The sequence below is a fragment of the Micromonospora sp. NPDC005553 genome (assembly GCF_042871765.1).
Classification (GTDB): domain Bacteria; phylum Actinomycetota; class Actinomycetes; order Mycobacteriales; family Micromonosporaceae; genus Micromonospora.
In genome coordinates this window covers 244,422-270,300 of record NZ_JBIAJD010000003.1, presented here as the reverse complement: position 1 = coordinate 270,300, position 25,879 = coordinate 244,422, and the positions used below count along the sequence as shown (strand labels likewise).

Sequence of the window (25,879 nt, the reverse complement as noted above, 5' to 3'; positions counted from 1 at the left end):
TACCTCAAGCGCATCGTTGACTTTACTGGCATTATCGGTAAAGCTGCGGATGGAGCTTCCAGCTAGGCACTGGGTGGTTCCCCCGCCGGGGCGGCACCCCCCCTGTGCTGCCCCGGCACCCCCGTTAGCCCTTGAGAGGAGTCCATCCGTGACCGTGTCGGAGACCGAGACGGAAGTGCCGGCCGCGAGCGCGATCTGGTCCGTGGAGCAGGTGACGGCCGAGCTGCGCGAGACGTACCTCGCCGTCGCCGCCGCTGCTGTGCTGCTGGAACGGACCGGCGCGGGTTGCGCTCATCCGGCGATCCGGCTGGCGCGCCGCAGCGGCGAGGACGCACTCGACCTGGCCGGCGACGCCGAGCGGCAGCTCAGCGACGGCGTTCACCTGCTCCGGGCCGACGCCGGCCACCAGGATCGGGCCACCATCGGCGCTCTGGTCGAGGTGCTGGACACCGTGCGGGAGCAGTTGGCTGGCGCACGCGCCCGGATCGGTGCGCTCCCGGCCCGGATCGCCAGCGCCGGGCAGCAGCTGATCGGCCCCGAACAGCACGACCGGCCCAGCGACCCGGCGACCGAGACGGCAGCCGGGCAGTGGCACCGGGCCGCCGATCAGCTCGGGTTGATGACCGAGAGCTTGTCAACGGCGGTCGCCGCGCTCACGTCGTACACCGGCGGGTTGTCCGGCGCGGAACCCGCCACCACCTGAAACCTGCCCGCGGACCTCCGTGGGAGGAAAAGGCCCGGGGTGGGTGCCGGGCTCCGGCCGGTACGTCACGCGCGGTCGTGCCGGCCGACCCCGCCCGCCCCGGTGCCGCCTGGTACCAGCATCGAACGAAAAGAGGTCAACACCGTTGCGTCAGGCCGAGCGGCCGTTCGTCAACCCGCACTGCCTTGTCGATCGTGGAGTTGTGGTGGGTGACAAATAATCCTCAAGATGAGCAAATCAGGCACCAAAACTCCATGATCGACAAGGTCGGGGGCAACCTCTCCGCGATCTTGCACTTTCTGTCCTGGCAAAGGGGGCATCCCGCCTGTATCGACTGCCGAAAACGCAAGATCGGCAGGACCCTCCGGCTCGGTACACATTGATCTACCAGGAAACCTGTTCCCAGTCTCGGCAGGGGTTGCCGCTACGCCTCACGCCCTACGGCAACGGTGATGAAAGGCGGTTCAGTAGTGATCTACCAGACCATGCGGCGCCTGCTCCCCCAGCACGTCCGTGCTGCCACCTTCGACGTCCGCCGGTGGCGCGGCCTCGACCCCACACAGGTGTACGGCTACCTCACCCTTGTCGCCGACGAACTGGAACGGCTCACCCGGGATCTCGCCACCGCACACGCCGAGGGTGAACGCATCCGCCAGGCCCTGCGGCAGTGGCAGTCACGGCACACCGACTGTCGGCACACCTCGACCGCCCCCAACAGCAGGTGGTCCCGGTGACCGAACCGCACTGGATCATCCACCTGCCGACCACCCTGCGGCGGGTCGACGACGCTGCGGCGCTGGCCATGGCGCTGCGCCACTCCCTCGGCCATGTACTCGCCATCGACTTCGGCGAGACGACGCTCAGCGAGGAGGACCGGCAGTTGGTGCGTACCCGGGTCTGGTGCGACACCAGGCTCGACGGGACAGGCCGCTGCGGGCACCCGGCCAACCACGACGGACCCTGCCTGGCACCGTGAGGCGGGCCTCGGCGGGTCGTTTCTGGGCCGGATCGGCGCCGGGCGCCAGCGAGACGCCTCCATACGCGAGGATCGGTGGATGATCTCTCCCAGCACCCCGGCCGGGTCACGGTTCGGCGCAGCGGTCTTGGCGACTCTCGTGCTCGGCGGCTGCACTCGTGACCATGAAGGCCAGGGTGGGGACCCGAGCGGACCGCCGCCCGCCGCGTCGAGGTCGGAAGCAGGCCCGACCGTCAGCACCGAGCCGCCGGCCGGGTGCCCGGCCAGCGGCGTCCGGATCCGGTCGACCGGCGGGGACGCCGCGATGGGCCTGCGCGCCCTCGGTCTGGAACTGGTCAACTGCGGCGAGAGCCCCTACCAGCTCAACGGGTACCCGGTGCTGCACGTGTTCGACGAGGAGCGCGAGCCGGTCATGCTGCGGGTGGTCAACGGCGCCAAGGAGATCACCTCGGGCTTCGACCAGCCGGCCCGGCCGGTCACCCTCGCCCCGGACGAGCGGGCCACCGCCGTGGTGCTCTGGCGCAACCTGGTCACCGACTCGACGGTGGTGGCCACCAACGGCGAGTTCCTGACGGTGGCGCCCGCCGCCGGGCAGCCGGAGCAGGAGGTCGACCCGGACGGGCCGATCGACCTCGGCAACACCGGCCGGATCGGCGTCAGCGCCTGGAAGAAGGCTACGACGTGATGTCCTTGCGGGTGAAGCGCCAGAACGCCAGCCCCCAGAACAGCGTCGCGTAGCTGACCGCCGATATGCAGCCGCGCACCACATCGTCGGTCTGCACCGGAGTCGACAGCAGACCCAGCCAGGCGGTGCTGAAGTGGGTCGGCAGGAAGTCACGCAGCGCACCCAGGGCGGTGATCTGGTCCAGGATGCTGGACAGGATCCAGAGCAGGACCGCACCACCCACCGCGCCCAGCGCCGCGTCCGTGATCACCGACAGCAGGAACGCCAGACCGGCCACCACCAGCAGTACGACCGCCAGGTAGCCCAGCACGGCCATCAGCCGGAGCAACCCCTCGGTGGGTTCCAACTCGGCGGCGACTGTGCTGCGTAGCGGCGACCAGCCGTAGCGCAGGGTGCCGGCCAGCAACGCGGTGCCTGCCAACAGCAGCAGGGCCAGCCCCGAGTACGCGAGCGCGACCACCAGCTTCACCGTCAACAACCGCGCCCGGGGCACCGGGATCGCCAACAGATACCGCAGGCTGCCCCAGCTCGCCTCACTGGCCACCGTGTCGCCGCAGAACAGCGCGACGACCACCACCAGCAGGAACGACGCCGACACGAAGATCGAGAACAGGGTGAAGTTGAGGCCGCCGGAGGTGGCCAGGTCGACCAGGCTGGCGAACTCGTTGTTGCCGTTGTCGTCGTCGCCACCGGAGTTGAACTGGAACGCGATCAGGATGATCAGCGGCAGCAACACCATGAACCCGAGCGCCAGCTGGGTCCGCCGCCGGGACGCCTGCCGACGGAACTCCGCCCCGAACGGCATGGTGGCCGACGGCCGGTAGCCACGGGCCTCACCCGCGTCAGTAACAACCATCACCGGTCACCGCTTCCCCGAGAGTTCTCGCCCACCAGGGCGAGGAACGCGTCCTCCAGGCGCCGCCGGGGCACCACCCGGTCCACCCCGATGCCGGCGCGCACCAGCTCCGCCACCACCTCGCTGCGGGCCGTGCCGTTGGTGTCGACAACCAGTTGGCCGTCGCTCTCCGGCAACACGGTGACCCCGTGCAGCCGGTCCAGCACCGCCCGCGCCGCCACCGGGTCGGTGACGTCGAAGAGCACGCTCGGCGACTCGCCCACGATCTCCTCCACCGGCCCGGACGCCACGATCCGACCCTTGTTCACCACCACCGCGTGCGTGCACGTCTGCTCCACCTCGGCCAGCAGGTGACTGGAGACCAGCACCGCCCGGCCGTCCGTGGCGTACCGCTGGAGCACCCGGCGCATCTCGGCGATCTGCGGCGGGTCGAGCCCGTCGGTCGGCTCGTCCAACACCAGCAGTTCGGGGAGACCGAGCATGGCCTGGGCGATGGCGAGCCGCTGGCGCATACCGTGGCTGTAGTTCTTGATCCTCCGGTGCACCGAGTCACCCAGCCCGGCGATCTCCAGCGCCGCGTCGAACTGGGCGTCCTCCCACGGCCGCCCGGTGGCCCGCCAGTACGCCTTCAGGTTGTCCAGGCCCGACAGGTGCGGCAGGAAGCCCGGCCCCTCCACCAGCGCCCCGATCCGGGACAGCACCGGCGAGCCGGGCACCAGCCGACGACCGAAGACGTAGATCTCCCCGGCGGTCGGCTGGGTCAGCCCCATCAGCACCCGCAGGGTGGTGGTCTTACCGGCACCGTTCGGCCCGAGGAGACCCACGACCTGACCCGGGTGCACCTCGAAGTCTACGTTCGACACGGCGACGAAGCCGTCCGCGTACTCCTTGCGCAGCGCGCGCACGGCCAGCGGGGTGTCCGCGTACTCCGGGTGCACCGAGCGGTCCTGGCGGCGGTGCCGGCGGCGGACCAGGGCGACGACCACGACGAGCCCGATCACGATGGCGGCGAGCAGACCGGCGAGCACCCAGCGCCAGATCGTCGCCGCGGTGGGGATCGGCTCACCGCTGACCGTGGGCAGGCTGACCGCACCGTCAGCGGCAACCGTGTAGACGGTCGGCGCGGCCGGCGTGGTGTACGCCTGGTCGGAGGTGGCCACCACCAGGCGCAGCCGGTGCCCGGCCTCCACCCGGCGGACGATCCCGGGCAGCGTCACGGTGACCGGGCGGGCGTCCTGCACCTGCTGCGGCAGGCCGGTGAGCCGGATCGGGGCGACCAGGCCGTTCGGCAGGGTGGCCGCCCCGTCCTTGTCGACGTCGTAGAGCTTCACGAAGAGCACCGCCTCGCCGGTCGGCGACGCGGCCCGCACTGTGACTGTGGGCGCACCGGCGACGTCCACGGCCTCGGTCAGCGGTGTGGACTCGAACTGGGCGTGCTGGCCGGGCACGTCACCGGCCACGCCGTCCAGCAGCGAGGCGAGCCCGCCCGCGAACGGAATCGAGGAGATGGCGGCCGGGTTGCCGTTCGGCGGGTTCGCGATCGGCTGCGCCGGGCCGGCGACCGTCACCTCCCGGCGGGCGTTGCCGGCGAGGCCCGGGTAGTCGGCGCGGCGGAAACCGGTGGCGACGAGACCCCTGTCGAGCGCGTCGAAGCCGGCGATCCGCGACCAGGTGAAGTCGTCGCCGGGCGCGTCCCCCTCGCCCTTGACGTAGTGGTCGAGCCACTGGACGGTCAGGAACTTCACCCGGTCGGAGTCCGACCGGGGCCCGCTGCCGCCGTCGTGCCCGCCGGTGAACCAGGCGACCCGTACCGGGGTGCCGGCGGCGGCGATGCCCCGCGCGTTCGCGTCCGCCTCACCGAGCGGGAAGAGGGTGTCCGCCTCGCCCTGCACCAGCAGGGTGGGGGCCTTGATCCGGTCCAGCACACCGGCCGGGCTGGAGCGGCGCAGCAGGTCCACGGCGGCCAGGTCGGCGCGACCGGTGGTGGCGATCCGGAGGTACGCGGCGCAGACGTCGGCGGCGAACCGACCGCAGGACGGGTCGGCGGCACCCGCCGGGGCGCCACCGGGACCGGTGCCAGGGCCGGCCCCCGGCCCGGGGCTGGGCGGGCCGGCCGACGCCGGTGCGCCCTGTGGCTGGGCGGCGACCGCTCCGGAGAGCCCCGCCGGGCCGGAGCCCACGTTGCCGCCCCCGCCGAAGAAGAGGCCGGCCCAGCCCTTCTTGAACACGCCCTCGGTCGGCGCTCCGCCGGTGCTCTCCGGCAGGAACGCACGGGACAGGTCGTTCCAAGTGATCATGGGCACGATCGCGTCGACCCGTCGGTCCTGGGCGGCCAGCAACAACGCCAACCCACCGCCGTACGAGCCGCCGACCACACCGACCTTCGGGTCGCCGGCCGCGTCGGTGCGCACCTCCGGCCGGGCGGCCAGCCAGTCCAGCAGTCGCTCGGCGTCGCGCACCTCGTAGTCCGGGTTGTCCAGGTGGATCTCACCGCCGCTGCGGCCGAAACCCCGCGCGGTCCAGGTGAGCACCGCGTAGCCGCGCCCGGCGAACTCCTCCGCGTCGGAGCGCACCGACTCCTTCGTGCCGCCGAACCCGTGCGCCAGCAGCACCGCCGGCACCTTCCGACCGGACGAGGCGTCGTCCGGCAGATAGAAGGTGGTGTCCAGGTTCACCGGTTCGTCACCGGACGGTCCGGAGCGGACGGTGAGCATCGCGCTCTCGGTGCGTACGCCCGGTCCCTGCGGCCACACCGCCCAGGTCACGGCGGCGGCCAACAGCACGACGACCACCGCGGCGGCGATCGCCCGGCGGCGGGTGGGCAGGGCACGCCGGAACCACGCGGCCGGCGACGGCGATGTCATGCGGCACACGGTACGGCCCACAGCCTGAGCGTTGGCTGAGATCCGCCGTACGTCCGTCCGGTTGCCCCGATCGGTGCCCGACGGGGTGCGAGCGCGCACCGTCCGACGCGGCACAGTGAGTTGAGTTCGGATCCCGTGAATTCCGATCTTCCGCAGATATCCACCTCGATCCCTCCATGTCACACCCACAGCGGACACGGAGCGTGGCGGTAACGCGGACAAATGGTGACATGACTCGAAGTGACGCGAACCTGACTCCCCGAGTGAGGTCTGACCAGGCGGCGGTTCGATTAGTTTTCCGGTCCGGTGCACGGGACTTGTCGGCCAGCCCGACGCCGCGCCGATCAGCGCCCCACGCCGGAGGAGACACACATGACAGTCCCCGCGCCGCGGGCCCGTCGACGGCCGTCCACGCTGGGCCGGCTGCTGCCCCTGCTGCTCATCGGAGCGCTGCTGGCACCGTTGGGCCTGCTCGTCACGTCGAACTGGCGGCAGGTCACCGACGACCGGGATCTCGCCGCCCGGGAACGGCTCGGCGTGCAGTACCTCACCGCGCTGGCGGCGGTCACCGACGCCCTCGTGGAGGCCCAGTCCAACGCGGTGAACGGTCGCCCCGTCGCCGGGGAGGCGTTGAACGAGGCTGTCGAGAAGGTCGCCGCGGTGGACGCCCGTATCGGCAAGGAGCTGCTCAGCCAGGAACGCTGGGCCGGCGTACGGGCCAAGCTGGAGGCGCTGCGCGGCCGCAGCGCCACCGACCCCGAGGCCGCCTACACCGCGTACGGCGAGGTCTCCGACCTGCTGCTGGCCCTGCACCGGAAGGTCCGGGAGAGTTCCGGGCTGGTCCGTGACCCTGAGGCCGACTCGTTCTTCCTCCAGGACAGCGCCGGCCAGGAGCTTCCCGAGGCGGTGATCGGCGCCGGTCGGCTGGCCGACCTGTCCACGCTTGTCGCCCGCCGGCCCGCCGCCGAGCAACCGCGCGGCCTGCTGGAGCTGACCGGCCTACGGGTGTCCGCCCTGACCCCCGCCGCGGACCTCGTCGACAACCTGCGCTCGGCAGTGGACGGTTCGGAGAGCACCGACCTCGGTGCCAACGTGCTGACCCCACTGGACACCTACCAGCGTTCAGTGGAGGCGCTCGCCGGGTACAGCCTGCCGGCCAAGGACACCGGCGTGGTCGACCCGGGCCAGTTGAGTGCCGCCGCGCTCAGCTCGCACCGCTCCGCCCGCCAGCTTCAGCCGGTCATCCTCACCGAACTGGACTCCCTGCTGGCCGAGCGCATCGATCGGCTCGACCGGGACCGCTGGCTGACCGCCGGGGCGGGTGTCGTCGCCGTCCTGCTGCTGGGCTGGCTCGCCGCGTTGCTGGTCGCCGCCCGTCGCCGGGCACAACGGCGGGCCGCCCTGGCCGCAACCCACGCGGAGAGTCCCGACACCCCGCCGCAGCGCGACCCGTGGCAACCGCCGGCCGACGAGGCGCGTGCGCTGCAACCGGTAGGCGCGACCCGTGACCCGGAGACCGCACAGTGGGGGGCGTTCGATGCTGCTCGGTAGGCTCCGGATCCGCGGCAAGCTCGCGCTGCTCGTGGTGATTCCGCTGCTCAGCATGGTCGGTCTGGCCGTGCCGGTGATGCTCGACCGCGTCGCCGCGGCACAGCGGGCCGGCGACACCGCCGAACGGGTCCGGCTCGCCAGCCGGGTCGGCAGCCTGGTCCAGGACCTCCAGCAGGAACGCATCCTCTCCGTCGGCTTCCTGCTCGGCCGGGTCGAGCGCGGTGAGCTGGTCCGTAAGTCCGCCGACGTGGACGACCGGGTGGCCGACCTGCGGGCGGCGCGGAGCGACGCGCTGACCGAGCAGGTCGACCGCGCCCTCGACGGCGTGTCCCGCCTCGTCGAGTTGCGCACCGCCGTCCTGGCCGGTGCCGCCAAGCCGATGCAGGTGATGGACGCGTTCGGCCCGGTCAACAAGGGGATCATCGAGTCGCTGCGGTTGGTGGTCGGGGTGGACACCGACACGTTGCCGGGCCGTCAGGTGCTCGCCCTCGACGGGCTGCTCCGCTCCGACGAGGGCCTGGGCACCTGCGCCACCCTGAGCCTGTTGGTCAAGGCGATCGGCACCCCGGACACCACTGCCGGGTACGTGGCGTGCATCGCCGCGCTCATGGTCGACAACTCGCGCTTCCGCAGCCTGATCACGCCCGAGCAGCTCAAGGTGGCCCAGCTCAACGACGCCGCCGTGGCCGCGCGTACCAGCCCCGACTTCCTGGTCAGGAGCGCTCGGGATCCGGCCGCCGCTGTCCGTCCCGTACCGATGGAGGCGCTCTTCCCGGCCGTCCGCACGATGATCCGGCTCGGTCAGTTCGTCGAGAAGAAGCTGATCGCCGACGTGCTCGCCGAGGTGACGGCCGAGCAGCGGCGCGCGCTGACCGCCGCGTACCTGGTCGGTGCCGCGGCGGTGTTGATCCTGACGCTGGTGGTGCTGCTCAGCGTGGCGGTGGCCCGGACGGTGGCCCGACCACTGACCCGACTCACCCGCTCGGCCGACCGGGTCGCCCGGGTCGCCGAGGCGGAGCTGGTCCGGGTCACCGACGACGAGGTGGAGAGACACCAGGCGGTCCGGCTGGAGCCGGTGGACATCCGCGCCAACGACGAGATCGGCGACCTGGCGCGGGCCTTCGACCGGGTGCAGAACACCGCGGCGCAGCTGGTCGAGCGGCAGGTCGCCGGCCGACGCAACGTGGCGCAGATGTTCGGCCACGTCGGACGGCGTACCCAGAACCTGGTGGGTCGGCAGATCGCGCTGATCGACCGGCTGGAGCAGCAGGAGGCCGACCCGGGCCGCCTGGAGCACCTGTACCGACTCGACCACATCTCCAGCCGGTTGCGGCGAAACGCCGGCAGCCTCGTGGTGCTCTCCGGCTCGGCCGGGGCCGACGCGCACACCGCGCCGGTGCCGCTGGCCGACGTGGTCCGGTTGGCGCTCGGTGAGATCGAGGACTACACCCGGGTGGAGGTGCAGGTCCCGGCGGGCGTCTCGGCCGCGCCGGCGGTGGTCGGTGACCTCGTCCTGACGCTGGCCGAGCTGATGGAGAACGCCACCGTCTTCTCCCCGCCGCACACCCGGGTGCTGGTGGCCGCCGAGACGTCCGGCCTCGGCGTACGTCTCACAGTGGTGGACCACGGCATCGGCATGAGCGAGCAACGCCTGGCCGAGGAGAACGCCCGGTTGACCCGCCGGGAACGTCTCGACCTGGCCCCGACCGAGGTGCTCGGCCTCTTCGTGGTGGGCCGGTTGGCCCGTCGGCACGGCTGGCAGGTCGCCCTGGCCGCCACCGGCGGCGGAGGCGTGACCGCACAGCTGGAGATCCCGTCGACGTCGCTGGTGCTGCGCCGTGCCGACCGCGCCGGAGCCACTGTGGCCCGCGCCGTGGTGCCGGACCGGGACCGGCGTACGACGGCGACGCCCAACCCCGAGCACGAAGCGCGGCCCAGCGCGGTGGCCATCGCCGCGCCGGCCCGCTTCGACTCGGACCTGCTGAGCCGGGCCACCCTCAGCCTGGACACCGGCCCGTCCTGGAACGCGTTCGGTCGGGGTCAGCCGGAGCAGGCCGCCCCGGAACCCCCGGACCCGGAGCCGGTGAGCAAGCCGGGCGGGCCACGGGTGCGGCAGCGGGTGCCCGGCGCCACGCTGCACGCCACCGCTCCGGCGACCCGGCCGGTGGACGCCACCAGCGCTGACCCCGCCGCCGCCCGTGCGCTGGTCGAGGCCTTCCAAGCCGGTGTACGCCGCGCCGAACTGCTCGTGGCACCGGGCCTCGACCGCGCGTCGACGCGGACGGCCGGCGACCCGTCGGCCGGCGCCGGGGCGGCCGTGGTGGACTTGGGCTCGACCGTCGACCTGCCCAGCACCCCGGGAGGCGCCGGCCCCATGGTGCCGCGTGGTGGTGGCTCGACCGATGCCGCACCGGAGCGGCCCCTGTTGAGCCGACGGGTGCCGGGAGCGAACCTCACGGCCATCCCGGTCTGCCAGCCGCCCAGCACCGACCTCGGTGACCCGGCCGAGGTTCGCGACCTCATCAGCGAGTTCGAGGCGGGCGTCGCCCGCGCTCTCCGCGAAGTCAGCCCCGACCACCGGAACGAAGAAGGATCATCACGGTGACCAGCCCCTTCCTGCACGACAACGTCGAACAGAGTCAGCCCAGCGCCAATGGGGACCTCAGCCCGGAGGCCCGTACGTTCAACTGGTTGCTGGACTCCTTCACCTCCAGCACCGCCGGGGTCCTGGAGGCGATCGCCGTCTCCTCGGACGGCCTGCTGATGGCCATGTCGGCGATCAAGGATCGGTCCAACGCGGAGCGGTTGGCCGCCGTCGTGTCCGGGATGACCAGCCTCGCCGGTGGTGCCGCCAGTTGGTACGCCCTCGGCGGCCTGAACCGGGTGATCGTCGACATGGCCGACGGCTACCTGCTGATCAGCGCGATCAGCAGCGGTTCCGTGCTCGGGGTGGTCGCCGACCGTTCGGCGAACCTGGGCACCGTCGCGTACGAGATGACGCTCTTCGCCGGGCGGGCCGGTGGTGCCCTGACCCCGCGACTGATCGTCGAGTTGAAGAACGCCGTTCAGCAGTGACCCCCGACGTCGCCGGTGAGGATCCGGATCCGGACCCGAGAGTTCGGATCCGGCCGTACCTGCGCACGTCACCCCCGACCGGGGTGGGCGCGGCGGCGACACCGGCGCTGCCCGAGACGGAGCCGGACGCGGACCAGCCGAGCGGTCCCCGTCCGTTCGTGCTCACCTCCGGGCGGGTCGCGGGTGCCGACCCGGCGATCGGGTTGGAGACCCAGGTGACCGCCCGCATGGACAGCGGCTGGTGGGCCGGCCCACCGGGCGCGCTGCTGGCACCGGAACTTCAGACCATCATCGCGCTCTGCGCCGAGCCGATCTCGGTGGCCGAGATCTCGGCCCGCGCCCGACTGCACTTCGGCGTGACGCGGGTCCTGGTCGGCGACCTACGCGCCGCCGGGCACCTGGACGTGCACGTGACCGACACCGACGACGCTGTCGACCCCGATCTCATCCTGCGAGTGATTGATGGACTCCGTGCGATCTCCTGAATGGCCGGTCGCCCCGCTCGGCGGGGTCGCCGCGAACAGCGCCACCGCCCGTTACGGCATGTCCCCGGGCACCGGGCCGATAGTCGGGCGGGCCGGCCCGCCGCCGACCGCACCGCCTCCGTACCGGCCCCCGTCCGGGGCGGGGTCCAGCCCTTCGACAGGTAAGCCGGCCGCACCGCCGATCCCGGTCAAGATCCTGGTCGCCGGCGGGTTCGGGGTGGGCAAGACCACCACAGTGGGTGCCATCTCCGAGATCGCGCCCCTGACCACCGAGGCCGAGATGACCACCGCCGGGATCGGGGTGGACGACCCGGGTGCCCGGTCCACCAAGACCACCACCACTGTGGCGATGGATTTCGGCTGCGTGACGATCGACCGCAGTCTGAAGCTCTACCTGTTCGGCACGCCGGGGCAGACCCGGTTCGGCTTCATGTGGGACGACCTGGCCCGGGGTGCGCTCGGCGCGCTGGTGGTGGTGGACAGCGCCCGGCTGGACGACTCCTTCCCGGCCATCGACTTCTTCGAGCGGGCCGGTCTGCCGTTCGTCGTCGGGGTCAACGCCTTCGACGGGCGACTGGCCCTGGAGCTCGGCGAGATCCGTTGGGCGTTGGCCATCGGTGATCATGTGCCCCTGGTGCAGTTCGATGCCCGCGACCGGCTCTCGGTGCGGGACGCACTACTGGTCGTCCTGGACCGCGCGCTGGACCGCGCCACCCGGGACAGGAGGGCCTGAGCCGACCAGCTCCGGCCGTGGCGGGAAGAGGTGATCTGATGAGGGGCGACCTGGACGAGACGCTGGCGCGGCTGGCCCGACGTGAGGAGGCGTCGCGCCGTCGGGCCGCCGACCGTGACGACACCACAGCACCGTCGGGCCCGCCCGGCCTCGGCGGCGACACCCGCAACGCCCGGTCGGGCCGGCACGCGGGGGTGGAGACGCCGAGCGAGGTGGCCGGATGGGGGCCTGTCGAGGAGGTGGCCGAGGCGGTCCGCCAGGTCGTCGGGGCCTACCCCGGGCTGGCGGTGACAGTGCAGGTGGAGCACGCCGGTCGGACGTACCCGATGCGGGTCTCCTGGGACGGGCCTGCCGTCACTGTCGGACCGGTTCCCCCGCCGACTCCGGTGGAACCCCCGCCGGTCTGGCCGCTCTCCGGCCGGACGGTGCCCGCCTGGGCGCCCGGTCCGGACGGGTTGACGCCGGACCCGGCGGCCCGGTTGGCCGAGCTGATCCGAAGCGACCCGACGCTGCTGGACGAGTTGGATCCGCGGCGCTGACCGGCGGGGCTGGCTGACGGCGGCTACGGTCGGGCAGTGGCGCAACCCGACCTGACCTTGACGGCGAGCCTGCGGCCGGCGGCGCTGGACGCCCGACGGGGCATCGTGCGCCTGCACCCGGAGGCACTGACAGCGCTGGGGCTGCGCCCCGGCGACCCGGTCCGCCTTGTCGGCCGCCGGGAGACCGCCGGGATCGCGGCGGCGGCCGGGCCGGGCGCGAGCAGCGCCCTGCTGTACGCCGACGACCTGACGTTGGGCAACCTGGGTCTGCGCGACGGCGGTCAGGTGCGGGTGAGCCCCGCGCCGTTGGTCCCGGCGAGCCGGGTCGTCCTGGCCGGGCCGGTGGGGGTCGTCGCGGCGGTCAGCCCGGAGATGCTCCGGCTCGCCCTGCTGGGCAAGGTGCTCACCGCCGGGGACGACGTGTCGCTGCTGCCGCAGGACGTACTGCCGGACGCCTCGGTCCGCAGCCTGGTCGAGGCGGCGCGACGCAGCCTCGCCAACACCGTCGGTTTCGCCTGGACCAGCACGCTGCTCAGCGTGGTCGAGGTCGAGCCGGCGGCCGGCGCGCTGGTCACCATGGGCACAGCTGTCGCCTGGGAGCACGGTGCGACGACCCACGGCGGGCCCGCCCCGGCCGGCACCGCGTCGACCCGGCCGGTTGCGAGCGCCGACGCCGTTGCGGCGGACGACACGCCCGACGTGGACGAGCTGCCCGGGCTGCGGGCCCAGGCCGAGGAGCTGACCGAGCTGCTGGACCTCGGCTTCCACCACCGGGAGGTGCTGGGTCGGCTCGGCACCACCATCTCGTTGGGGGTGTTGCTCGTGGGTCCGGCGGGCTCCGGAAAGTCGGCCCTGGTCCGAGCCGTGGCCGCCCGGGTCGGTGCCCGCGTCCACCCGCTCTGGGCGCCGGAGGTGGCCGCCTTGGCCAGTCAGGCCGCCGCGGAGCGGTTGCGCGTCGCGGCATCGGCGGCCCGGGCCGAAGGGCCCGCGGTACTGCTGGTCACCGACGTCGAGGCGCTCGCGCCGGCCGACGATCCGGGTGCGGTGGCGACGGTGTTCCGGCAGGTGCTCGCGGAGAGCATCCGGGCCGGCGTCGCGGTGGTCTGCACCACCGGCCGACCGGAGGCGGTCGACCCCGCACTGCGCGCGCCCGACCTGCTGTCGCTGCGGATCAGCGTCCCGCTCCCGGATCAGGCACTGCGCCGCGAACAGCTCACAGTGCTGACCCGGCAGGTGCCGCTGGCCGACGACGTCCGGCTGGACGAGGTGGCCGCGCGTACCCCCGGGTTCGTCGCGGCGGACCTGGCCGCGCTGGTCCGGGAGGCCGGGGTACGCGCGGCGCTGCGGCAGAAGTCCGCCGAGACGCCGACGGTGTCGATGGCCGATTTCACCGCCGCCCGGGAGGTGGTCCGGCCCACCACGATGGCGGCTTCCACACTGGATCTGGCCTCGGTGACCCTGGACGACGTGGGTGGCCTGGACGAGGTCAAGCAGACGCTGACCGAATCGGTGCTGTGGCCGCTGACCTACCCGGACACCTTCGCCCGGCTCGGCGTGCAGCCGCCGCGCGGTGTGCTGCTCTACGGGCCACCGGGCTGCGGCAAGACCTACCTGGTCACCGCGCTGGCCGGGTCGGGGCGGGCCAACGTGCTGTCGGTCAAGGGGGCCGAACTGCTCTCCAAGTGGGTCGGTGAGAGCGAACGCGCGGTCCGCGAACTGTTCCGTCGGGCCCGGGAGGCGGCCCCCACGCTGATCTTCCTGGACGAGGTGGACGCGCTGGCCCCGGTACGCGGCCAGGCCACCGACGGGGGCACCACGGACCGGGTGGTCGCCGCCCTGCTCACCGAGTTGGACGGGGTGGAGACGCTGCGCAACGTGGTGGTGGTCGGTGCGACGAACCGGCCGGACCTGGTCGACCCGGCGCTGCTGCGGCCGGGCCGGTTGGAGCGGCTGGTCTACGTGCCACCCCCGGACGGGCCCGCCCGCGCGGAGATCCTGCGGGCCGCGTCCCGGCAGGTGCCGCTGGCACCGGACGTCGACCTGCCGGCTCTCGGCGACGAGCTGACCGGCTTCTCCGCCGCGGACTGCGCGGCGCTGATCCGCGAGGCGGCGCTCGCCGCGATGCGGGAGTCGCTCGCCGCCGCCACGGTCACCGCCCAGCACGTGTCGACCGCGCGGGCCCGGGTACGACCATCGCTGGACCCGGTCCAGGTCAAGTGGCTCGCCGACTACGCCGCCAACCGGGAGTGATCAGGCCGGCACAACCTTTCGTCGCGCCCAGAACGTTCCTAAGACGTCACATTCCTCAGTGGAGTCGTCCACTGCGACGTCAGGTGGTGTTCCTTGCGCAAGCTGCTCTCTCTTCTCATCGTCCCCCTCGTGGCGGCGGCGACCCTGGTCTCGGTCGGTGCACCGGCGGCGGCTCATCCGACGAAGCCGTTCCCCGCCCGGATCGCGCTGCCGAACGGGTTCACCCCGGAAGGACTGACGATCGGTCGGGGCACCACCGTCTTCGTGGGGTCCATTCTTGACGGTGCCGTGTGGCGGGGTGACTTACGCACCGGGCGCGGCTCGGTGCTGATCCCCGGCACACCCGGCACCGACAAGGCGGGCCTCAAGCTCGACCCGCAGGGCCGGCTCTGGACCGCCGACTTCTCCGGCGGGGGCGCGAGCGTGTACGACGCGGACACCGGCACCAGGCTGGCCCACTACCAGTTCACCGATGTTCCGGGCAGCTACGTCAACGACCTCGTGATCACCCAGCGAGCGGTCTACTTCACCGACTCCGCGCGGCAGGTGCTGTACGTGGTGCCCCTGGGCCCGGGTGGTCGCCTTCCAGCCCCCACCGCCTCCCGGGTGCTGCAGCTCAGCGGTCCGGCGGGCACTCCAGACGTCTACCACAACGGGATCGTGGCGCTGCCGGACGGCGACCTGCTGGTCGCGCAGATGCTCGCCGGTCAGCTCGTGCGCGTCGACCCGCGTACCGGCGGCAGCCGCCTCGTCGACCTGGGCGGCTACTCGGTGGACCGGGCCGACGGGCTGGTCCTGCGCGGACGCACCCTCTACGTGATCCGGAACCTGACCAACGTCATCGCTGTGGTCCGGCTGAACGCCGGCTACACCGCCGGAGTGGTGCAGCGGGAGATCACCGGCCCGCAGCTGCGTTCGCCGGCCACCGGCGACCTGCTCGGCTCGGCGTTGTACGTGGTGAACGGTCGGTTCGACGTGGAGTCCACGCCCAGCACCGACTACGACATCGTTCGGCTGCCGGCCTGACCCAGGCGGTCGGCGGCGACCCGTTGTGGTCGTCGCCGGCCCGACGGCCAGCTCAGAAGGCGGGCGGCGTCGAATCGAGGCAGATCTCGGCGCGTACCTTGCCGTCGTCCTCGCGCAGTTTCGCGCCACACTTCCGCAGGACCGCGACCGCGCCGATGTTGTCCGGGGTCGTCTCGGCGACGACCGCTTGCATACCAGCCCGCGCGGCGGCGTTCAGCAGCTCCCGCAGGGCGGCCGCGCCGATCCCCTGCCCCCGTGCCGAGCGCCCGAGCCACATCCCGGTCTCCACAGTGCCGGGCTCGTCACAGCGCGTCATCCGCACCATGCCCATCACCTCGCCGCCGACGAGGATGGCGTACATCTGCGAACCGGTCGGGCCATCCAGCCCGCCGTAGCTCGCCCGGTGGAATTCGCGGAACGCCTCGCGACGGGCGAGCGACCAGCCGGCGGGTGCCTCGACCGGGGGCATCACGTCACCCGGCTCCGCCTCCGCCGCCGCTACGGAGAGCAACGGCTCCAGGTTGCTCTCGTCCACCGGCTCCAGCCGGACCGCACCCGCCACGTGCCGCAGTCTGCCGCCCTCATCGGCCGAAGTCCACCCCATTGGCCATCCACTGGCGGTCCGGACAGCGGTACCGGCCGGTCGGGCGGCCACGGTGTTCCACATCACGCTCTGTTGTCACCCGACCGGGTGTCCCAGGCCCAAAACGCCTACCCGAACTCGCAGAACACCACCGAGGCGTCGTCGCTGGACTTGTGTCGGCGCAGTCGGTCGGGGTGGTCGCGCTCGGCGTTGCGCACCCGGTCGATCAACGCCCCCGGACCGTCGGCGCTCAGCAGGTCGAGCAGACCAGCCCAGTCGGTCAGCGCGAACTGCTCCACCGCACTGGACGCGCCGTCACTGAGCAGCGCCGCCCGCCGCAGCGCCCCGGGACCACGCCGGGGCGCGGTCCCGGTGACAGCGTGGAAGGCAGCGTCCGGGTCGGAGGCCGCCACCCAGTAGCCGTGGGTGCGGTTCATCCGCTCCCGCTGGACGCTCACAGCGTGCCGGAACCGGGTGACCGGGTCCGCCGCACCGCCCGGCAGGACGGCCACTGTCTCCCGCAGCTCCGCCATCGCCGCGTCCAATCGGTTGTCGGTGACCGCGCTGACCTGCCCGCCGACGTCAAGGACCAGCGGGCTGTCGCAGAGCACCAGGTAGTCCACCTGGTCGCCACAGTCCCGCAGGAGGCAGACCGTGCTGGACGGGGTGCCCGGGTGGTCGAGGTCGCACTGCCCGCCGTGGTCGGCGCGTACGGCGAGGATGGCCGCCGCCAGGTTGCTCGTCAGCCGGGCCGCCGGGCGCACCGCCTCGGCGACGCCGATCCGGGCCGCCAGGTGCCGGACGTACCACTCTGGCCCGTGCACGCAGCCGGTCTCGAAGCCGTCCGGCACCGTCGCGCCGTCCAGGACACCGACCAGCGGGCCGAACCGGAAGACCAGGTCCTCGTTGACCGGGCGGCCCGGGGCCGGCGCGGACGCGGAACGTACCCGCATCACCGGCGCCGGCCCCGGCAGACCGGTCGGGTCAACGCTGTCGAAAGTCGTCGACGGCCGCATGCGTCTCTCCCTGCACCTGACCGGCGGCCGAACGGCCCTGGTCGCGTACCGCGGACACGCCCTGCTGGGCGCTGGACCGGACCGACTGCGCCGCCTGCTGCGCGGGCTCCCGCAGGTTGTCCTGCATCTGGTGGCCAACCTGGCTCGCCTGCTCGCGCAGCTCACCGGAATGCTCACTCACCATGTTCCGCGCGCGCCCGGCGAGTTGCCGCTCACGTCCGCTCGGCGGGATCAGGGAAGCCGCCAGCAGACCGACTCCGAAGGCGACCAGGCCGGCGGCCACCGGGTTGCCCTGCGCCTGCTCGCGGGACTGCTGCCCGAGTGAACGGGTTTCGTCGCGTACCGAACCGGCCGCGTGCGACATCCGTTGGCCGGTTTCCTGGCCCAGGTGGTTCGAGCTGCCCATCATCTTCTCCTTCGCTCGGGTGAAAGCCCCGCGGGCCTGCCCGACGCGGTCACCGGCGATCCGACGCGGGTTGACCCTGTCGGTCAGCGCGTCGACGTCACTGCTCAACTCGTTGCGGGTGGTCTCGATCTCCCGCCGGATCCGATCCGGATCACTGGACATGACCTGTTCCCTCCCGACTCGTTCACCGACCCCGCAGGGCGTCCGGCAGCTCCCGGGCAGTCTGCTTCGTCCGGGGCAGAACCGCACGAGCCCGCTTCAGCTGGGTCCGGGCGTTGATGAAGAGGCCACCGGCCACGGCGGCCCAGAGGACCGCGACGATCAGCGCCGCCCACCCCTGGTCCATCGTGTTGGACAGCCCCCACCAGACGGCGTACGACACGAAGAGCACAGCCAGGAATCCGGCCAGCCCGGCGGCGCCGAACATTCCGCCCGACTTGCCCACCTGGGTGGCTTCCTCGCGGAGCTCGGCCTTGGCCAGTTCGACCTCCTTGCGCACCAGAGTGGACATGTCCCGGGTCACGTCGCCGATCAGGTCGCCGACCGACGCCTGGGTCCGCTCCTTCTCCGGGGCGCTCACGGTGCCACCCCGCCGGGCAGGTCCCGCGCCTGCGCACCGGGAGGCGAGACGTTCTGCGCCCGCGCCGTACCCACGTACGGCTGCTGACCGGCGTCCGCCGGTACACCCTGCCCGGATGACGGGGCACGGGACGGACCTGCGGACTGACCGTTGCCCGAGGCCGGTGCGGTCAGGCCACGGGTGAGCCGCCCGACCAGCAGCCCGGCCACCGCCGCGCCCGCGAGGAACGTCGTCGGATGCTGCCGCGCGTACGTGCGCACCTCGTCGAGCACCTCGCCGGGTTCGCGCTCGTCGAGCCAACCGGCGGCCTGCTGGGCGGCGTCGGCCGCCTTGCGTACCACCTGACCGGCCAACCCGGAGTCGCCGTCCCGTTCGGCCATCGAACTGAGGTTCTGACCCAGGTCACGCAGGCCCGCGGCGGCCCGCCGCTGCTGCGTCTGTGCCTGATCACGAAGCTGCCCGGTGGCCTCGCCTGTCAACTGCTGGGCCTGTCGCCGCGCCTCCGCGGCCACCTGACCGCCCTGCTCAGCTGCGGTATGGGCGACCTGCCCCCCGGCCTGGGCGGCCTGCTGGCCGACGCGCGACGCTTCCTGGCGGGCCTGCTGTCCTGTGCCGCTCTGGTTCGTTGCCGTCATACCCCGCTCCTTTCCTGAGCCCGAGGTCGCGTGCGACCCCGGAACTCCTCCCGCGTACCCGCCGGGCCACCCGCCATGCGACCGCAACAGGCCCGCCCCGACCCGCCGACCACCTCCGCGATCTTGCATTTTCTGTCCCGACAAAAACCCCAAAGGCCGCTAATCAACAACAGCAAGTGCAAGATCGCCGGGGCAACGGGGTGAGGGGTGAGGCCGGGCGGGGGGGGTTAGCGGCGGCGGTTGCGGGCTCGGGAGGAGCGCAGGCGACGGAGGCGGCTGATCAGCACCGGGTCGGCAGCGAGGGCTGCCGGATTGTCCAGCAGGCCGTTGAGCAGCTGGTAGTACCGGGTCGACGAGATTCCGAAGGTGTCCCGAACGGCCTGCTCCTTGGCACCGGCGTGCCGCCACCACTGCTGCTCGAAGGCGAGGATGGCCCGCTCCCGCTCGGTCAGCCCCGCCGCCGGATCGGCGGGCGGCGCCGCCTCGGCGGCGGGGGGCGCGTCGGCGGTCTCGATGGACGGCGCCGGTCGGGGGTTCGGGACTGTCGGCCCGGCAGCACCCGCAGGCTCACCCGGACGAGCGTCGGTGGACGGCTCGGGGGCGGCCGGGGAGGTGTCGGCGGACATGTCGTTCAGCCTAGTCAGCGGCGACCAGGGACGCAGCAGGCGGCGCGGCCGGTCCGTACCGCCGGGAACCCCGACGGCCGGGCCGGCCGCGCCGCGTCACTTCGGTCCGGTCAGGTGATGTCGCGGCGGCGCATCGTCCAGAGCGCCGCCCCGAGGATCACCAGCACCGAGACCGAGAGCAGGACCGAGGACTGCTGCCAGGTGATGTCCATCGTGGCCGGTTTGCACTCCCCGTAGTAGGTCGCGTTGCAGGAGTTCCAGTCCTGCAGCGTGACCGTCTTCGTCATCCAGGCCAGGATGTACGTGGGCAGCAGCCATGCCTCGGCGAACCGCACGCCCGCCATTCCCAGCAGGATGCCCAGACCGAACTGGCCGACGACCATCACCGCCACCACGCCACCGAGGGCCATCGCGGTGTGCCGACCCAACGAGGCGAGGGCGAAGCCGATGGTGGTGATCACCAGCACCAGCGCCACTCCGCGCAGACCGGTCAGCAGGAACGACTGCCAGACCCCGGAGGTCATCTTCTCGGTGCTGCCCCGGAACGTGGCGACCGCCCAGAACCCGGCGAACCACAGCACCGCGGCCGGCAGCGTCACCGCCAGGATGCCGGTGAGCAGCGCAGCCAGCTTGGTGAGCAGTACGGTGAGCCGCTTCGGCCGCCAGAGCAGCAGGTTCATCATGCCGCCGGTGCTCCACTCGGCCCCGACGAAGGACGCGCCGATGACGAACCCGACCAGGGCGAGGATCGCCGCGAACGGGATCAACGTCTCGTCGAACGTCTTCTTGAAGTCGAACGTCGAGGGCAGGAACCAGTCGGCCTGGATCTGGTCCCGGGACGGGGCGGTGATCACCGAGCAGTCGTCCGGGTAGCGGCCGTCAGTCGCCGTACCGGCCGTCTTGGCCTTCTCGCACTCCGCGCGTTCCTGCTCGCTCCAGCGCACCTGCTCCTGGTACTGCTGGTCGGCCTGACGTTCGGCCCGAGCGAGCTGAGCGGCGTCGATCTTCTGGTTGGTGAAGAACACCCCGACCACCACCGCGACCAGCACCAGCAGGCCGAGCAGCGTCGAGTAGCGGGTGAAGCGCCGCTTGGTGAGCCGGCGCAGCTCCGTACGAAAGAGGCTCACGCGCCCCACCCTCCCCCGGCGGGACCGGGCTGACCCGTCCCGCCAACCTTCGTGGACTCGTCGACCTGCCGGTGCTGACCGGGTACCGGCGCGGTGGCGGTCAGTTCGAGGAAGACGCTCTCCAGATCGACGGCGATCGGCGCCAACTCGCTGACGTAGAGGTTCTTCTCGGCGAGCAGCCGCGTCACAGCAGCCGGCTTGTCGACGCCGGTCAGCATCAGGTGGTCCGGGTGACCGGTGACCCGGATTCCCGCCTGGGTCAGCGCCTCGGTGGCCACCGGCAGGTCGCTGACCGCCTCCAGCCGGATCCGGACCGCGCCGGACGAGTGCTGCGCGAGCACCTCGTCGACGGGACCGAACGCGACCCGCCGGCCCAGCGAGATGATGGTGACCGAGTCGCAGATCAGCTGGATCTCACCGAGGATGTGGCTGGACAGCACCACAGTCATTCCGGACTCGGCGAGGGTGCGCATCAGCGTGCGCATCTCCCGGATGCCGCCCGGGTCGAGGCCGTTGGCCGGCTCGTCGAGGATGAGCAGCTTCGGGTTCTTCAGCAGAGCCGAGGCCACGGCGAGCCGCTGCTTCATGCCCAACGAGTACGTCTTGACCCGCTCGCCGGCCCTGTCACGCAGCCCGACGAGTTCCAGGACCTCGTCGACGCGGACGGCCGGCACCTCGCCCGCACCGGCGAGCAGGGACAGTGTGTCCCGGGCCGTGAAGTGCGGGAAGAACTGCGGGCTCTCCACTATCGCGCCGACCTGGCCGGCGACCGCGGGCAGCGCGTCGGGAACCTCGTGCCCGAGCAGCGCCATCCGGCCGCCGTCGGGTCGGATCAGGCCGAGCAGGGTACGCAGCGTGGTGGTCTTGCCGGACCCGTTGGGACCCAGGAAGCCGTGCACCTGCCCCGCGTCGACCCGCATGTCGAAGCCGTCGAGCGCGTTGCGGGTGCCGCGTCGACGACTCTTGTACGTCTTACGTAGACCTTCGATCTCCAGGACAGCTGGCAAGCTGCACCTCCCCCGATGTGTGGGCGTGACAGCCGACACCATACGCGGTATGCAGGAGCGCGCAATACGCGGTATGCATCGACTCGCCGATCAGGCTAATTCATCGACGGAGCGTGACCCCTCAGGCGCAGATGACCTGTACGCCGGCAGCGCGGAACGCGTCCACCACCTCCGGCGCGGCACCGGAGTCGGTCACCAGCGTCTCCACCCGCTCGACCGGGCAGATCCGGGCGAAGGCGTGACCGCCCAGCTTGGACGAGTCCGCGATGATCACCACCCGCTTGGCGCGGGCCACCATCAGGTTGTTCATCGCCGCCTCCCCCTCGTGGTGGGCGGCGGCGCCGAGCTGCGGGTCGATCGCGTCCACGCCGAGCAGGGCGACGTCCAGGGTGACCTCGCGCAGCAGCGCCCCACCCAGCGGCCCGACCAGTTCGAACGACTTCGGCCGCACCACGCCGCCGGCCACCACGACCTTCATCCGGGACCGGACCAGCAGCTCGTTGGCGATGTTCAGCGCGTTCGTCACCACGGTGAGCTGGGCACCCTCGGCGCTGGTGTTCAGATCCGGTCGGACGGCGAGCGCCCTCGCCACCTCGGTGCTGGTGGTGCCGCCGTTCAGGCCGACCACGGTGCCCGGCGTGACGAGCGCGGCGGCGGCAGCCCCGATCCGCTGCTTCTCGGCCGAGTGCTTGGCCGTCTTGTAGCGCAGCGGCAGGTCGTACGACACGCCGTTGGCGACCGCGCCGCCCCGGGTCCTCGTGATCATCTGCTGCTGCGCGAGCTGGTCGAAGTCACGCCGGATGGTGGCCTGGGAGACGTCCAGCCGCTCGGCTGCCGCCTCGACGCTGACCCGGCCGTTGTCGGTCAGCATTTCGAGCAGGGCGTTCCATCTGGCGTACCGGTCCACCGCGGGGGCCCTCCCAGCAACTGCACGGACGGTGATTGATTGCGTGCACACTAGTGCGCGAAACTAGGCTGGCGCAAAAGACTGACCTGCGCGATCGGCCGGCCGGTTGCCATGGTCACCCGCGTTCGCGCAGAATAACGCGCGAAATGCGGGTCTAACGAGCCGTATTGCGCACCGATCGGCCCTGCGAGGAGTTTCCCATGGCGTACGTGGACGCGGAGATCGCGAGCCAACCCGACTGCTGGCGGGAGGCGGCCCGGCTGGCCGAGGTCGTGCGCGGTGACCTGCCGCGCCCCGGGGAGCGGGTCGCCGTCGTCGGTTGCGGCACGTCGTGGTTCATGGCGATGGCGTACGCGGCCCGCCGCGAGCAGGCCGGCCAGGGTGAGACCGACGCGTTCCAGGCGTCCGAGTTCCCCGCCGGCCGCCGCTACGACCGGCTGATCGCGATCACCCGTTCCGGCACCACCACCGAGGTGCTGGAGCTGCTCGCCGCGCTGCGCGGACAAACACCCACCACAGTGATCGTCGGCGACCCCGCGTCCCCAGCGGTCGAGCTGGCCACCGCCACCGTCGCCCTGCCCTTCGCCGACGAACGGTCGGTGGTGCAGACCCGCTTCGCGACCACCGCGCTGGCCCTGCTCCGGGCCCAGCTCGGCGACCCGGTGACAGCGCTCGCCGCCGACGCCGAAGTGGCGGTGCGGTCCCCGCTGCCGATCGACCCGGCCACCATCGAGCAGGTCACCTTCCTCGGTCGGGGGTGGACGGTCGGGCTGGCCCAGGAGGCGGCGCTGAAGTGCCGCGAGGCGGCCACCTTCTGGGCCGAGGCGTACCCGGCGATGGACTACCGGCACGGTCCCATCTCAGTCGCCGCGCCGGGCCGGCTGGTCTGGGCGTTCGGTGAGCTGCCCGACGGGCTGCCCGAGGATGTGGCCGCCACCGGGGCGGCCTTCGTGCACAGCCGCACACACGGCTGGCGCACGGTGCTGGGCAGCTGGTCTGCCGGCCGTACCCCGGTCGACCCGATGGCCGACCTGATCCTGGCCCAACGCTTCGCGGTCGCGCTGGCCACCAGCCGGGGCCTCGACCCGGACGCGCCCCGCCACCTGACCCGGTCCGTGGTGTTGGCGTGAGCGCGAGGAGTGAGCTGGGGTTGCGAGCCCCGCAGTCACGAACCGAGGTGGCGCCGTGAGCGACGACCGCGTGGTCGTTGCGCTGGACGTCGGCGGCACCGGCATGAAGTGCGCCCTGGTCCGACCGGACGGCGTCGTGGTGGGCACCGAACGGCACCCCACCGACGCCGCACGCGGCCCGGCCGCCGTGGTCGGCACCATCCTGGACGTGGCCGGTGGGCTGGCCGACAAGGCCCGCGCCGACGGGCTCACCCCGATCGCGGTGGGCATCGCCGTGCCCGGGGTGGTGGACGAGGCACGCGGCGTCGCGGTCTGGTCGGCGAACGTGGGCTTCCGGGACGTACCCCTGCGGGACCTGACCGTGCAGCGGCTCGGCCTGCCGACGGCGCTCGGCCACGACGTGCGTGTCGGTGGTCTCGCCGAGGCCCGGCTCGGCGCCGGACGCGGCACCGGGCACGTGCTGTTCGTGGCCATCGGCACCGGCATCGCCGCCGCGCACGTCGTCGACGGCACGGCCGCGGTGGGGGCCCACGGCGCCGCCGGGGAGATCGGCCACATCCTGGTCCGGCCCGACGGTCCGCGCTGCGGCTGCGGCCGCCCCGGCTGCCTGGAGGCGGTCGCGTCGGCCGCCGCGATCGGCCGCCGCTACGCCGAACTCGCCGGCGACACCGCCGACGCCCCGGCGACCGCGGCCGAGGTGGCCGACCGGGCGGCGGCCGGTGAACCACTCGCCGGCCAGGTCTGGCAGGAGGCGATCGAGGCGCTCGCCGATGGCCTCGCGAGCGGGCAGGCGCTGTTCGACGTGGCGACGATAGTGCTCGGCGGCGGCCTGGCCCAGGCCGGGGACCGGCTGCTGACGCCGCTGCGGGCGGCGCTGCATGAACGGATGACCTTCCACCGGGAGCCGCAACTGGTCGCGGCAGCCCTCGGCGACGAGGCCGGTTGCCTCGGTGCCGCCCTGCTCGCCCTGGACGCCGTGGGTGTCCGTGACCATCAGGAGAAGCGATGACCGTACGGGTGAACGGCCGAGTGGTGACCCCGACCGGAGTCGTCCGACAGGGCTGCGTCGAGTGGGACGGTGATCGGATCACAGCGGTGGCCGAGTATCCGTCGGTGCGCGACGGGCACTGGATCGTGCCCGGCTTCGTGGACATGCACACGCACGGCGGTGGCGGGCACACCTTCACCACCGGGGACGCCGACGAAGCCCGCGCGGCGGCCGACTTCCACCTCGCCCACGGCACCACCACGCTGCTGGCCAGCCTGGTCAGCTCGCCCTTTCCGCTGATGCGGACGGCCACCGAGGCGTTCGCCCCGTTGGTCGAGGAGGGCGTGTTGGCGGGAATCCACTTCGAGGGGCCGTACCTGTCGGCCACCCGCTGCGGCGCACAGAACCCGGAGTACCTGCGCGACCCGTCGACCGACGAGCTGACCGAGCTGATCGAGCTGGGCCGGGGCGCGATCCGGATGGTCACCCTCGCCCCGGAGCGCGACGGCGCGCTGGAGGCGATCAAGCTGCTCACCGCGCAGCGGGTGGTGGCGGCGGTGGGCCACACCGACGCCACGTACGAGCAGACCCGTGCCGCGGTCGCCGCCGGCGCCAGCGTCGGCACCCACCTGTTCAACGGGATGCGACCGGTGCACCACCGTGAGCCCGGGCCGGTGGTGGCCCTGCTCGACGCGCCCACAGTGATCTGCGAGCTGGTCGCCGACGGGGTGCACCTGCACGACGGCATGCTGACCTTCGTCACCGCGACCGCCGGCCCGGACCGCGCCGCGCTGATCACCGACGCGATGGCCGCCGCCGGCATGCCCGACGGCGAGTACGAGTTGGGCGGCCAGGCCGTCACCGTCGCTGACGGGGTGGCCCGACTCGCCCGCGACGGCGCGATCGCCGGCAGCACGCTGACCATGGACGCCGCGCTGCGGCACGCCGTGAACGCCGGAATCCCGATCGCCGACGCCGCACGGATGGTGGCCACCACCCCGGCGCGAGCCATCGGTCTGGGCGACCGGGTCGGAGCCCTCCAGGTGGGCCTGCGCGCCGATCTGGTGGTGCTCGACGACGACCTCAACGTGGTGCGGGTGCTACGCGCAGGCTCCTGGGTGGAGTGACGCC

Annotated in this window: 26 protein-coding genes; 15 read left to right on the top strand and 11 right to left on the bottom strand. The window is 72.5% G+C overall.

The genetic code is table 11. The annotated features are described in order from the left end of the window. Positions 1-148: 148 nt before the first annotated feature. The 4 genes from ACFYPG_RS13705 (at position 149) to ACFYPG_RS13690 (ending at position 2,364) form a co-directional block, all read left to right on the top strand. Positions 149-703: a hypothetical protein gene (locus ACFYPG_RS13705; RefSeq protein ID WP_387352110.1), complete on the top strand. Its 555-nt coding sequence runs from the start codon at positions 149-151 to the stop codon at positions 701-703. A 485-nt stretch (positions 704-1,188) separates the two neighbouring features. After that, entirely contained in the window at positions 1,189-1,437 is a 249-nt protein-coding gene (locus ACFYPG_RS13700; RefSeq protein ID WP_387352693.1) for a DivIVA domain-containing protein, read from the top strand. After that, entirely contained in the window at positions 1,425-1,679 is a 255-nt protein-coding gene (locus ACFYPG_RS13695) for a hypothetical protein (protein WP_387352108.1), read from the top strand. The genes ACFYPG_RS13700 and ACFYPG_RS13695 overlap by 13 nt, the downstream gene beginning before the upstream one ends. A gap of 79 nt (positions 1,680-1,758) precedes the next feature. After that, complete coding sequence (locus tag ACFYPG_RS13690; RefSeq protein WP_387352106.1) at positions 1,759-2,364, top strand: DUF4232 domain-containing protein; 606 nt, start codon at positions 1,759-1,761, stop codon at positions 2,362-2,364. Here the strand turns inward: ACFYPG_RS13690 and ACFYPG_RS13685 are convergent. Further along, positions 2,354-3,220 carry an ABC transporter permease subunit gene (locus tag ACFYPG_RS13685; RefSeq protein ID WP_357193983.1) on the bottom strand — a complete coding sequence of 289 codons (867 nt, stop codon included), beginning with the start codon at positions 3,218-3,220 and terminating at the stop codon, positions 2,354-2,356. The genes ACFYPG_RS13690 and ACFYPG_RS13685 overlap by 11 nt on opposite strands. Beyond that, positions 3,220-6,084, bottom strand: a complete 2,865-nt coding sequence (locus ACFYPG_RS13680; RefSeq protein ID WP_387352104.1) for an alpha/beta fold hydrolase — start codon at positions 6,082-6,084, stop codon at positions 3,220-3,222. The genes ACFYPG_RS13685 and ACFYPG_RS13680 overlap by 1 nt, the downstream gene beginning before the upstream one ends. 372 nt (positions 6,085-6,456) lie before the next feature. On the opposite strand from ACFYPG_RS13680, the gene ACFYPG_RS13675 reads away from it, so the two are divergent. From ACFYPG_RS13675 to ACFYPG_RS13640, 8 genes are all read left to right on the top strand, one after another. Beyond that, on the top strand, positions 6,457-7,635 hold the full coding sequence (locus ACFYPG_RS13675; protein ID WP_387352102.1) for a hypothetical protein: 1,179 nt from the start codon (positions 6,457-6,459) through the stop codon (positions 7,633-7,635). Next, positions 7,622-10,240: a nitrate- and nitrite sensing domain-containing protein gene (locus ACFYPG_RS13670; RefSeq protein WP_387352100.1), complete on the top strand. Its 2,619-nt coding sequence runs from the start codon at positions 7,622-7,624 to the stop codon at positions 10,238-10,240. Before ACFYPG_RS13675 ends, ACFYPG_RS13670 begins: the two co-directional genes overlap by 14 nt. Beyond that, complete coding sequence (locus ACFYPG_RS13665) at positions 10,237-10,710, top strand: roadblock/LC7 domain-containing protein (RefSeq protein WP_355005864.1); 474 nt, start codon at positions 10,237-10,239, stop codon at positions 10,708-10,710. The genes ACFYPG_RS13670 and ACFYPG_RS13665 overlap by 4 nt, the downstream gene beginning before the upstream one ends. Beyond that, positions 10,707-11,195, top strand: a complete 489-nt coding sequence (locus ACFYPG_RS13660; protein WP_387352098.1) for a DUF742 domain-containing protein — start codon at positions 10,707-10,709, stop codon at positions 11,193-11,195. The genes ACFYPG_RS13665 and ACFYPG_RS13660 overlap by 4 nt, the downstream gene beginning before the upstream one ends. Next, positions 11,173-11,928: an ATP/GTP-binding protein gene (locus ACFYPG_RS13655; RefSeq protein ID WP_387352096.1), complete on the top strand. Its 756-nt coding sequence runs from the start codon at positions 11,173-11,175 to the stop codon at positions 11,926-11,928. Before ACFYPG_RS13660 ends, ACFYPG_RS13655 begins: the two co-directional genes overlap by 23 nt. 38 nt (positions 11,929-11,966) lie before the next feature. Then, complete coding sequence (locus tag ACFYPG_RS13650; RefSeq protein ID WP_355005867.1) at positions 11,967-12,467, top strand: hypothetical protein; 501 nt, start codon at positions 11,967-11,969, stop codon at positions 12,465-12,467. Positions 12,468-12,503: 36 nt separating this feature from the next. Beyond that, the gene (locus tag ACFYPG_RS13645; RefSeq protein WP_387352094.1) at positions 12,504-14,717 is read left to right on the top strand and encodes an AAA family ATPase; all 2,214 of its coding nucleotides are present in this window, start codon (positions 12,504-12,506) and stop codon (positions 14,715-14,717) included. Positions 14,718-14,810: 93 nt separating this feature from the next. Further along, positions 14,811-15,743 (top strand): SMP-30/gluconolactonase/LRE family protein, encoded by a 933-nt coding sequence (locus ACFYPG_RS13640; RefSeq protein WP_387352092.1) that lies wholly within the window; start codon positions 14,811-14,813, stop codon positions 15,741-15,743. A gap of 52 nt (positions 15,744-15,795) precedes the next feature. On the opposite strand, the gene ACFYPG_RS13635 is transcribed toward ACFYPG_RS13640, so the two are convergent. The 9 genes from ACFYPG_RS13635 to ACFYPG_RS13595 all read right to left on the bottom strand — a co-directional run bounded on the left by ACFYPG_RS13635 (position 15,796) and on the right by ACFYPG_RS13595 (position 22,630). Next, entirely contained in the window at positions 15,796-16,305 is a 510-nt protein-coding gene (locus tag ACFYPG_RS13635; RefSeq protein WP_355005870.1) for a GNAT family N-acetyltransferase, read from the bottom strand. A 149-nt stretch (positions 16,306-16,454) separates the two neighbouring features. Continuing rightward, entirely contained in the window at positions 16,455-17,342 is an 888-nt protein-coding gene (locus ACFYPG_RS13630) for a hypothetical protein (RefSeq protein WP_387352090.1), read from the bottom strand. After that, on the bottom strand, positions 17,311-17,910 hold the full coding sequence (locus ACFYPG_RS13625; RefSeq protein WP_387352088.1) for a DUF3618 domain-containing protein: 600 nt from the start codon (positions 17,908-17,910) through the stop codon (positions 17,311-17,313). The genes ACFYPG_RS13630 and ACFYPG_RS13625 overlap by 32 nt, the downstream gene beginning before the upstream one ends. Positions 17,911-17,932: 22 nt before the next feature. Continuing rightward, entirely contained in the window at positions 17,933-18,328 is a 396-nt protein-coding gene (locus ACFYPG_RS13620) for a phage holin family protein (protein WP_355005873.1), read from the bottom strand. Continuing rightward, complete coding sequence (locus tag ACFYPG_RS13615) at positions 18,325-18,963, bottom strand: hypothetical protein (protein WP_387352086.1); 639 nt, start codon at positions 18,961-18,963, stop codon at positions 18,325-18,327. The genes ACFYPG_RS13620 and ACFYPG_RS13615 overlap by 4 nt, the downstream gene beginning before the upstream one ends. A gap of 227 nt (positions 18,964-19,190) precedes the next feature. After that, positions 19,191-19,589 (bottom strand): DUF3263 domain-containing protein, encoded by a 399-nt coding sequence (locus tag ACFYPG_RS13610; protein WP_387352084.1) that lies wholly within the window; start codon positions 19,587-19,589, stop codon positions 19,191-19,193. Between the two features lie 110 nt (positions 19,590-19,699). Next, complete coding sequence (locus ACFYPG_RS13605) at positions 19,700-20,716, bottom strand: ABC transporter permease subunit (protein ID WP_355005876.1); 1,017 nt, start codon at positions 20,714-20,716, stop codon at positions 19,700-19,702. After that, complete coding sequence (locus ACFYPG_RS13600) at positions 20,713-21,723, bottom strand: ATP-binding cassette domain-containing protein (RefSeq protein WP_355005877.1); 1,011 nt, start codon at positions 21,721-21,723, stop codon at positions 20,713-20,715. Before ACFYPG_RS13600 ends, ACFYPG_RS13605 begins: the two co-directional genes overlap by 4 nt. 121 nt (positions 21,724-21,844) lie before the next feature. After that, positions 21,845-22,630, bottom strand: coding sequence for a DeoR/GlpR family DNA-binding transcription regulator (locus tag ACFYPG_RS13595; protein ID WP_091403015.1), 786 nt, complete (start codon positions 22,628-22,630; stop codon positions 21,845-21,847). Between the two features lie 200 nt (positions 22,631-22,830). Between ACFYPG_RS13595 and ACFYPG_RS13590 the strand changes: the two genes are divergently transcribed. From ACFYPG_RS13590 to nagA, 3 genes are read left to right on the top strand one after another with little or no spacing between them, the layout of a single operon-like run. Beyond that, positions 22,831-23,760: a sugar isomerase gene (locus ACFYPG_RS13590; protein ID WP_357193935.1), complete on the top strand. Its 930-nt coding sequence runs from the start codon at positions 22,831-22,833 to the stop codon at positions 23,758-23,760. A 55-nt stretch (positions 23,761-23,815) separates the two neighbouring features. Further along, a complete protein-coding gene (locus ACFYPG_RS13585; RefSeq protein WP_387352081.1) occupies positions 23,816-24,769 on the top strand; it encodes an ROK family protein in 954 nt (317 codons plus the stop codon). Next, the gene (nagA, locus tag ACFYPG_RS13580) at positions 24,766-25,875 is read left to right on the top strand and encodes an N-acetylglucosamine-6-phosphate deacetylase (RefSeq protein WP_387352079.1); all 1,110 of its coding nucleotides are present in this window, start codon (positions 24,766-24,768) and stop codon (positions 25,873-25,875) included. The genes ACFYPG_RS13585 and nagA overlap by 4 nt, the downstream gene beginning before the upstream one ends. The last annotated feature ends 4 nt before the right edge of the window (positions 25,876-25,879 follow it).